The following is an 8,828-nucleotide window of genomic DNA, read 5'->3' as shown; positions in this document are numbered from 1 at the left end:
TCGGTCAGGGCTGGCAGGGTGAGCTGGCGGAGGTGCGTGCGTGGACCCGCACGATCACGCCGGAGGAGTCGCTGTTGGAGGCCGACGCGTCCGTGGTCAGCGGTGTGGGTGAGTGGAAGTTCAACGAGGGCAGCGGTTCGATCGCCCGTGACTCGTCTACTTACGGCCGCGACGTGACGCTGAACCTCGCCGGCGGGGCTTCGTGGGGCCAGGGTGTGCAGGGCGCCGGTGGTCTGGCGCTCAACGGCACCAACAGCTCCGCGAGCACCAGCGAGGCCGTGCTCAACACCGACCAGTCGTTCTCGGTGGATGTCTGGGCGAAGCTCAACGACACCGGCACTCCCCGTACTGTCGTGGTGCAGCGCGGTCCGTCCACTGTGGATCCGTTCANGCTTCGTGGGGCCAGGGTGTGCAGGGCGCCGGTGGTCTGGCGCTCAACGGCACCAACAGCTCCGCGAGCACCAGCGAGGCCGTGCTCAACACCGACCAGTCGTTCTCGGTGGATGTCTGGGCGAAGCTCAACGACACCGGCACTCCCCGTACTGTCGTGGTGCAGCGCGGTCCGTCCACTGTGGATCCGTTCACGCTGAAGTACGACGGTTCGCAGTGGTCGGCGGAGATGCCGAACGCCTCGTCGAACCCGTCGACGTGGTGGCGAGCCAAGGCTGACGCCGTGGTCGGCAAGTGGACGCACCTGATTGCTGTCTACGACGCCAACGCGCGCACGTTGAAGCTGACCGTGGGCTACCAGGACAGCCCGGACACCTTGAAGAGCACGGTGACGGGTGTCGTCGGCTGGAACTCCACCGGCGTCCTGTCCGTGGGCCGCAGCAGCGCGGGCGAGTTCTTCAACGGCAACGTCGACGAGCTCAAGACCTGGCAGGGTGTGCTCGCTCCGGCCGCACTGCCCAAGCCGCAGACACCGCTCAAGGGTTCGTCGATCTCCGGCGACCTGCGCGACGAGATCATCTCGGTGGACGCCAACGGCAACGTCCGCGCGTTCCTCAACGAGAACGGCGTCTTCCCGTTCGCCGCGAAGAACATCGGCTCCGGCTGGGCGGCGGACCGCACGTGGTTCGCGGACATCGACGGCGACGGCAAGTCCGAGATCATCAGCGTCGAGGCGAACGGTTCGATCAAGGCGTTCAAGAACGTCAACGGCATGAACGGCTTCCCGTTCATCGACCCGATCGTGATCGGATCGGCGCCGGGCGAGACGAAGCGGATCAGGTTCGCCGACATCGACGGCGACGACCGAGCCGACCGCATCTCGATCGACGCCGACGGCCGGGTTCGCGCCTACCGCAACCTGTTCGGCATGAACGAACGCGGCCAGTCCACGGCGTTCTCGACCACCCCGGTGATCCTCACGGTCACGACCGCCGCCCCGGAGGCCAGCCGCTTCGCCGACATCGACGGCGACGACCGAGCCGACCGCATCTCGATCGACGCCGACGGCCGGGTTCGCGCCTACCGCACCCTGTTCGGCATGAACGAACGCGGCCAGTCCACGGCGTTCTCGACCACCCCGGTGATCCTCACGGTCACGACCGCCGCCCCGGAGGCCATCCGCTTCGCCGACATCGACGGCAACGGCAGAGCCGAGTTCATCACGGTCAACCAGGACCAGACGGTCTCCGCCTACCGCAACCTCAGTGGCTTCGGGTACGGCAGCTACGACACCTCTCAGGAGATCGGCTCCGGCTGGACGGCCGACCGCACCTGGTTCGCCGACCTGACGGGTGACGGCCAGGCCGAGATCATCGCGGTGCGCCCGGACGGCACGGTCTGGTCCTGGACGAACCTCCACGGCCTGACCAAGTTCCCCTACGAGACGAACACTCAGGTCGGCGCCGGGTGGAACGAGCCTGCCCGGGTCTTCTTCAGCTAGTTCCGGCCTTGCTGTGGTGGTGCCCTGCGTGTTCGTGCCGACGAACACACAGGGCCGCCGTGGACGCCTTGTGACCGCCTAGATGACGTCGCGCCAGAACGGCACGGTCACCTCGGCGGACCGGAACTCCTGGTCGACGTAGTCGGCGAGGTCCATCCCGTAAACGATCGTGTCGTGGACGGAGTGGATGGACAGCACCGGGTGACCGGAGGTGCCGCGGCCTGCAGGCAGGTAGCGGTGGGCGTACACCGGCACCATCCTGGGGACCTCCAGGTATCGCGTGCGAGCCTTGGCGATCGCCTGTTCCGGGTCCGCCGGGCGCTTGCCCCAGCCGGACGGCCAACAGCCCTTCTCCACCCCGTCGAGGACCACCCACATCGGGTGGTCGAGCTGCCGTTGCACCGTGTCCGGCTCACGCCAGTTCGGCCAGCCCCAGCTCGCTTTGTCCGGACTGTCGTCGCCCACGGTCCACACGGGCAGGCCGGACGCGAGGAAGGCGCGGTGGTCGTTCGCGAACTCGAAGCCGAACCGCTCCTCGATCACGTCGAACTCGGCGTCGGTGAGGCCCGGCTGGATGTCGACGCGGCCAAGACGCTCCAGGCGCAGGGCGGCCTCGACGCCCAACGGGGTTCCGATCAGTGTCACGGACCGCAGGTTATCCAGCGCCGCGGATGATGCCCATCTGCTGCGCCCGCAACACGGTCGACACCCGATCGGTCGTTCCGAGCTTGCGATAAAGGTTCTCGCGGTGCTTGTTGGCAGTGCCGGGCGCGATAGCCAGCCTCCGGGCGATCGCACCCGTGGTGAGCCCTTCAGCCAGAAGCGACAGCACGGTGAGCTCACGCGGCGTGAGGCCACACGTGTCGACAGGACCGGACGCCTTGCGGACCTGACGCAGGTGCCTGTGGTGGGCGTCGGCGCGGAGCAACAAGGGCTGCACGCGGTGCAGGTAGGCGCGTTCGCGGTGGTCGAAGTCGCGGCCGGCGCGGCCGAGGAGGATCGCGTGCAGCGAGCCTGCCGGTGCGGCCAGCGGTAGCGCGATGTTGTGCGTGGCAGCGGTGAGCGAGTGGACGCTGTCGTACACCCCGGTTTGCTGCCAGGCCCGCTGGGTGACGAAGTCGGTCACCGCCAACGGAGTTCGGTCTCCCGTGGCGACGTAGTGCTGGGAGAGCACGTGTTCCGGCGCGTACCTCTCCAGGAGCTGGTTCAGCGGCAGGTCACCGATGTGGTGCGGTGCGAACGCGGTGATCTGGCCCGCGTCGGCGAGGATTCCCATGCAGCAGCCCAGGGCGTCGGTGAGCTCCTCCATCACCAACGTCCACGGCAGGTCGCCGCCGGGATCTTCGAGCAGTGCGACGGCGAGGTCGAGCATCCGTTCGTAGTCGCGGGCCAGCAGGTCGGACATGCCGCACAGTGTGCCGATCCGGGCGGGGCACCGACATACGGGGTGAGCCCTCAAATAGTGCCGATTAACACGACTGGTGCCGTAGGAGCAATACGCGGACCTGCCACTGACGTCCGGAGCGCTGTTCCGACAGGGTGAACGCCGAGGGGGGAAAGCAGAAGGGCGGATGCCCCCAACATCCGCCCTTCGGCAATCAGCCGTAGCAGGCGCCGAAGGAGATGTTGACCTGCGTCGACGTGATGCTGCGGCCCTTTTCCGACGCGACGAACGCGGCGACGGCGCCCACGTCGGCCATCGTCGCGGCGCGCTTCAACGGTGACGCGTCGATGATGCTCTGCCTCGCGCCCGCCATCTCGGGGATGTCCGGGAAGGTGTCGACGACGCCGCCGGTCAGCAGCGTCACGGTGCGGATGCCGTGCGGCGCCAGTTCCACGGCCCACTGCTTGCGCAACGACTCGACGGCGTCGAAGCCGATCTGCACGTTGCCCATGCCGGGGCTGACGTTCGCGTGGTCCGACCCGCCGAAGAACAGCAGCACCCCGGACTCCTGCTTCACCATGTGCCGAACCGCGGCCTTCGTGGTGATCAGGTGTGTGGTCAGGCCTTTGCCGATGGCCGCGACGAAGTCGGGGGTCGAGATGTCGGCCAACGGCTGGAAGATCGCCTCACTGGTGATGAGGTTGATCGAGATGTCCACGCTGCCGGTCTTCTCCACGACGGCGTCGATGTGGTCGTTCACCGCGGCCGCGTCCAGCGCGTCGACCACGGCTGTCTCGGCCTGACCGCCCGCGGCGCGAACCCGGTTCGCGACCGTTTCGAGCGTCGCAGGCGTCCGGCCCGTCAGGAAGACTCGCGCGCCCTCGGCGGCGAAGGCGTCAGCGATCGCGCCACCGATCGAGCCGCCGCCTCCGTAGATCACCGCGGTCTTGTTCTCCAGCAACATCTGCTTCTCCTTTCGTTGCTGGAGAAGCTATGGGCTGGTCGCACCGGTCCACATCGGTCACGTGACTGGCGTGCCACACGCCGGCGGGCCCGCGGTTAAGTCATCCGAGCCCGAGCTGCGCCAGTTCGATCCGCCGGGTGACGCCCAGTTTCGGGTAGGCGCGGTACAGGTGGTGGCCGATCGTGCGAGGGCTGAGGAACAGCTGCGCGCCGATCTCCTTGTTGCTCAGCCCGGCAGCCGCCAGTCGAACGACCTGCACCTCCTGCGGCGTCAGGTTCTTCAACGGGTCGTCGGCGAGCACCGCCGGACGCTCGCCGAGAGCGGTGAGCTCGTTGGTGGCGCGCTCCTTCCAGATCGACGCGCCGCAGCGGGTGAACCCGGCCAGCGCGGCGTCGAGTTGCGCACGCGCCTCGCCGCGACGGCGTCTGCGGCGCAACCATTCGCCGTACAGCAGCTGCGTTCTGGCCAGGTCGAACCGTCCGTCGTGCCCAGCGCACAGGTCGATGGCCGCCAGGTAGTGCTCCTCCGCGTCTTCGAGCATCGCCTGGCAGCGCCGCAACAACGCCATCGCGGCCGGACTGTCCACGGACAAAGCCCACCGCTCCAACGCCCTGAACGGATCGGCGACCCGGTCCGGGCAGCCGTCCCGGACCGCAGCCTCCACCAGGTCCGCGACCGCGCGGATGAGGAAGTCGTTCTTGGCCGGACCCGTGCACACGGCGTGCAGCGCGTCGAACGCCGCTGCGTACCGCCCCGCGGCGAGATCGAGCAGGCCGAGGCCCCAGGCCGTCATCGCGACGCCGACCGCGTGCTTGCCTTCGAGCACCGGCAACACCTCGGCGGCCAGCTCACGGCAGCGCTGTTCGTCACCCGTCACTGCGGCCAGCCACACGGACGTCGCCCGCAGCACCGCGACCTCCACGTCCATCCCGAACTCGGTGCTCAGCGCCACCGCCTCGGCCAGGCAGGTCCCCGCTGTGAGGAAGTCACCGCGCAACGCCTGGGCCAGCGCGACGACCTCCTGCGCGTACGGGATCCAGGTCAGGGCACCGCTGGCGCGCACGTCCGCCAGCAGCAGCTCCATCACCGCGATGGTCGCCTGGTCCTCGGCCAGCATCAGTCCGCTGAACCCGGCCACGACCCGGTGAATGTGCTCCACGTCCTGCTCACGACCGAGTCCGAGCACCTCGCGGAGCGGGCCGGCGGCGTTCTCCGGTCTGCCGCTCAGCACGTCGCCCCAGCGGATCTGCGCCGCGGCGGACGCGCTCACGGTGGATCCCGGCTTCAGCCGCAGTTCGCCCATCAGCCGCCCGCCCTCGGCGATCAGCGGCAGCGCACCCGCGTCCCGGCCGGTGCACATCATCTCGGTCAACATGACGACAGCCCGTTCCGGATCGCTGTCCATGATCAACCGCGCCGCCTGGCAGGCGAGTTCGGCATCCGCCACGGGCGACGTCCGCTCGTACTCGATCTGCCCGCGCAGCAACGTCACGTCCGCGATGACGCCCGGATCGTCGGTGAGCGAGGCGACCTCCACGGCCAGGCGCGCCGCGCGGTCGGGTTTACCGGCGTCGTAGGCGGCGAGCGCGGCCTTGGCGATGCGCCGCGCCTTGAGCTCGGGATCCACGCTCAACCGCCCGGCCCGGTCGTACGCGGCGGACACGGCCATCGCCCCGCCCCGCCGTTGTGCCCGCAGCGCCGTCCGTTCGAGCTCGGCGGCCACTGCTTCATCAGGCTCGGTGGTGGCGGCCGCGAGGTGCCAGGTTCGCCGGTCGAGCACGTCCGGCGAGGTGAGCGCCTCGGCGAACGCGCGGTGCACCGCGATCCGCTGGTGATGGGTGGCGCACTGGTATGCGGCCGCACGCACCAGCGGATGCCGGAAGGTCAACTCGCCATCGGCCACGCTGATCAGCCCCGCGCGTTCGGCAGCGTCCAGATCGGACGTGTCCGCACCGACCGCACGGGCGACGCGCAGCACGGTGTCCATCCCGGCGAAGCGGTCCGCCGCGGCCACCAGCAACATCGACTGGCACGCCTCGGGAAGCCCGACGATCTGCGCGCGGAACGTGTCCTGCACCCGCCGCGTGACGGGCAACGGCCCGACCTGGTGAGCCGGCTCGGCCCGCCCTTCCCGTTGCGCCGCAAGCCGTGCCGCACCGAGCTCGCGCAACGCGAGCGGATTCCCGCCGGCCTCCTCCAGAACCCGCGCCCGCATCGGCGCGGTCAACCCGGGACTGTGGTGGTCGAGCAACCCGGCAGCCGCCTCCGGTGCCAAACCCTGGAGCCGCAACTCCTCGATGCCCGGCGTCTGGAACGGCACGGCCGTGTCGCGGACCCCGAACAACATCACGACCGGATCCACCTGAAACCGCCTGGCGGCGAACAACAACGCGTCCGACGACCCGCGATCCAGCCACTGCGCGTCGTCGACCACGCACAACAACGGCTGCTCCGCCGCCAGCTCGGCGAGCAGCGTCAACGTCGCCGCGCCGACCAGGAACGGCGTGGTCGCCGCGTCGCTGCTCAACCCGAACGCACCCCGCAACGCGGCCGCCTGCGGCCCCGGCAACAGGTCGAGCCGATCGAGGCAGGGGTACAGCAGCAGGTGCAGGGCGCCGAACGCGAGCTCGGCCTCGGACTCGATGCCGACACCCCGCAACACCCGCATGCCGTTCGCCGCCGCCACGGCGTGGTCGAGCAGCGCGGACTTGCCGATCCCCGCGTCGCCGCGAACGACCAGCGCGGCGCTGTGACCGGACGTTGCGTCGGCCAGCGATCGCTCGACGTGGTCCCGTTCTGTGTCCCGGCCGACCAGCATGGCGCCGAGCCTAACCGCGTTCTCAGTGCGGGCAACGGCGTCCGGGCTCGGGCACGGTCAGCGCCGCCAGGTAGTCGTCGACGATCTTGTCGACGCACGGCGGCTGCAGGTGAGCGGTGTGCCCTTCGTCCTCCCCGGTGAGCAGCAGCACACCGTTGTCCAGTGCGGTGATGAGCGGCACGGCGAGCGTGCCGCAGTCGACATCCAGGTTCCGCTGGACGCCTTCCGACGGAACGCGCGTCCGCGCACGCCTCAGGCCGATTTGATGTTCATGTTGCGGTGGAAGACGTTGCCGGTGTCGTAGTCAGCCTTCTGGTCTCACTGTGCGTGTGCGCGGACTGACGGTCCGAGGTCCGGTATTTCGGCCCGGTGATTGGGGCCGTCTGCGGTGAGCGCCGTTACCGCAGGCGTGTTCCGCTGGACCTCGGGGCGAATGGAGGAGGTTGGTCATGACCGGTCTGTTGGTCAAGAGTTTCAGCGCACCCGAGGAGTCCCGCCCGTTCGAGCAGAACATGGGCCACCTGGACCTGATCAACTCCGAGGCGGGCGCGGTCGGCCGGGCCGTGTTCGAGCCGGGCTGGCACTGGGCCGAGCACGTGAAGCCGATCGCCGGGACCGACAGCTGCCAGGTGGCGCACAAGGGCTACTGCGTGTCCGGCCGGATGAAGATCGTCATGGACGACGGCGAGGAGGCGGAGATCGGTGAGGGCGACTTCATGATCGCCGCGCCGGGGCACGACGCGTGGACGGTCGGCGACGAGCCGTGCGTGATGATCGACTGGCAGGGCATGGACAACTACGCCAAGCGGTGATCCCCAGGCGGAGATGATCGCCCGGATCAGGCCGTGCGCCGCTCGGCAGGGTCGTTTGCCAGGAGGAACGCCCGCAGTCCGTCGAGGTCGTCGGTGTTGATGTGGTCGACGCCGGCCGCGAGCAGCTCGCGCCACACCGCGGTCCGAGCTTCTCCCGCCACGTCGGGCGTGGCCCAGAACCGCACGCGGTACCCGGCCGCGTGCGCCTGCGACACGATGGCGCGGAGCTTCTCCCGCTCCGCCGCGGGCATCGGCCCGACTCCCTGCCACGTGAAGTTCTTCGTCCAGTTGTCGCTGACGAGCGGCATGAACGTGGCCGGCAGACCACCGCCGAGATCGCTCAGCCGCCCGTCGTACCCGGCCCGGCGGACGCGCTGGGCGAGCATGTCCTCACGAGGCCGGTTCCCGCTGATGACCACCTCGACCGCGCCAGGCAGCTCCCGCCCGCCGACCCACTTGGTGAGCATGGGACGGAACTCGCGCAGCGCCTCGTCCACGGCCCGGTACGTCGCGGGTCCGTCGCTCTTGATGTCGACGAGCAGCTGGAACGAACCACGCCAACCCGGGTAGACGTGCCCCCGGTTGGCGCGCACGAGCTTGGCGAGCGGCTCGAGGTAGAGGCTGCGCAACGTCCGGCCAGGACGTGTGCCGACCAGGTCGTGCGCCACGCGAAGCTCGCCGTCCACCAGCCACACGTCGGCCTCCACCGACGTGAACCCGCGGTCGCGCGCATCGGCCAACGGACGGTCGTGCTCGTAGTCGTTGTGCGCATGGGCACGTTCGAGCGGCCGCACTCCACCGCCGCCTGCCGCGACGGCACCCGGCAGCGGGCTCCCCACCACGGCCACGAGCAGCGCCAGCAGGACGGACAGCGTGGATCGCTTCATCGGACTTTCTCCCCCTTGCGCTGACCCGGTGGTGGGCACGTGCAGTGTCTAGCCGCCCTTGATGGAACCAGG

The 8,828-nt window shown here is 69.4% G+C and carries 8 protein-coding genes; 2 read left to right on the top strand and 6 right to left on the bottom strand.

From position 1 onward, the window contains the following. Positions 1–472: 472 nt before the first annotated feature. Complete coding sequence (locus LFM09_RS46195; protein WP_414103003.1) at positions 473–1,891, top strand: FG-GAP-like repeat-containing protein; 1,419 nt, start codon at positions 473–475, stop codon at positions 1,889–1,891. A 78-nt stretch (positions 1,892–1,969) separates the two neighbouring features. On the opposite strand, the gene LFM09_RS46190 is transcribed toward LFM09_RS46195, so the two are convergent. The 5 genes from LFM09_RS46190 to LFM09_RS46170 form a co-directional block, all read right to left on the bottom strand. After that, the gene (locus LFM09_RS46190; RefSeq protein ID WP_414103002.1) at positions 1,970–2,536 is read right to left on the bottom strand and encodes a hypothetical protein; all 567 of its coding nucleotides are present in this window, start codon (positions 2,534–2,536) and stop codon (positions 1,970–1,972) included. Positions 2,537–2,546: 10 nt separating this feature from the next. Next, complete coding sequence (locus LFM09_RS46185; RefSeq protein ID WP_414103001.1) at positions 2,547–3,296, bottom strand: helix-turn-helix domain-containing protein; 750 nt, start codon at positions 3,294–3,296, stop codon at positions 2,547–2,549. Between the two features lie 193 nt (positions 3,297–3,489). After that, on the bottom strand, positions 3,490–4,239 hold the full coding sequence (locus LFM09_RS46180) for an SDR family NAD(P)-dependent oxidoreductase (RefSeq protein ID WP_414103000.1): 750 nt from the start codon (positions 4,237–4,239) through the stop codon (positions 3,490–3,492). A gap of 100 nt (positions 4,240–4,339) precedes the next feature. Continuing rightward, a complete protein-coding gene (locus tag LFM09_RS46175; protein WP_414102999.1) occupies positions 4,340–7,057 on the bottom strand; it encodes an ATP-binding protein in 2,718 nt (905 codons plus the stop codon). 22 nt (positions 7,058–7,079) lie between these two features. Further along, positions 7,080–7,238 carry an alpha/beta hydrolase gene (locus tag LFM09_RS46170; RefSeq protein ID WP_414102998.1) on the bottom strand — a complete coding sequence of 53 codons (159 nt, stop codon included), beginning with the start codon at positions 7,236–7,238 and terminating at the stop codon, positions 7,080–7,082. 268 nt (positions 7,239–7,506) lie between these two features. Between LFM09_RS46170 and LFM09_RS46165 the strand changes: the two genes are divergently transcribed. Further along, a complete protein-coding gene (locus LFM09_RS46165) occupies positions 7,507–7,869 on the top strand; it encodes a cupin domain-containing protein (protein WP_414102997.1) in 363 nt (120 codons plus the stop codon). Between the two features lie 26 nt (positions 7,870–7,895). On the opposite strand, the gene LFM09_RS46160 is transcribed toward LFM09_RS46165, so the two are convergent. After that, entirely contained in the window at positions 7,896–8,756 is an 861-nt protein-coding gene (locus tag LFM09_RS46160; RefSeq protein ID WP_414102996.1) for a phosphatidylinositol-specific phospholipase C/glycerophosphodiester phosphodiesterase family protein, read from the bottom strand. Between the last annotated feature and the right edge of the window lie 72 nt (positions 8,757–8,828).

The sequence above is a fragment of the Lentzea alba genome (genome assembly GCF_047445655.1).
Taxonomy (GTDB): domain Bacteria; phylum Actinomycetota; class Actinomycetes; order Mycobacteriales; family Pseudonocardiaceae; genus Lentzea; species Lentzea alba_A.
Note: the sequence above shows the minus strand (reverse complement) of the source record. Positions and strands in the feature narration are given on the sequence as shown.

Coding starts and splice junctions, on each gene's coding strand:
- LFM09_RS46160 (WP_414102996.1), bottom strand. CDS start 8,756: ATGAAGCGATCCACGCTGTCCGTCCTGCTGGCGCTGCTCGTGGCCGTG.
- LFM09_RS46180 (WP_414103000.1), bottom strand. CDS start 4,239: ATGTTGCTGGAGAACAAGACCGCGGTGATCTACGGAGGCGGCGGCTCG.
- LFM09_RS46185 (WP_414103001.1), bottom strand. CDS start 3,296: ATGTCCGACCTGCTGGCCCGCGACTACGAACGGATGCTCGACCTCGCC.
- LFM09_RS46175 (WP_414102999.1), bottom strand. CDS start 7,057: ATGCTGGTCGGCCGGGACACAGAACGGGACCACGTCGAGCGATCGCTG.
- LFM09_RS46165 (WP_414102997.1), top strand. CDS start 7,507: ATGACCGGTCTGTTGGTCAAGAGTTTCAGCGCACCCGAGGAGTCCCGC.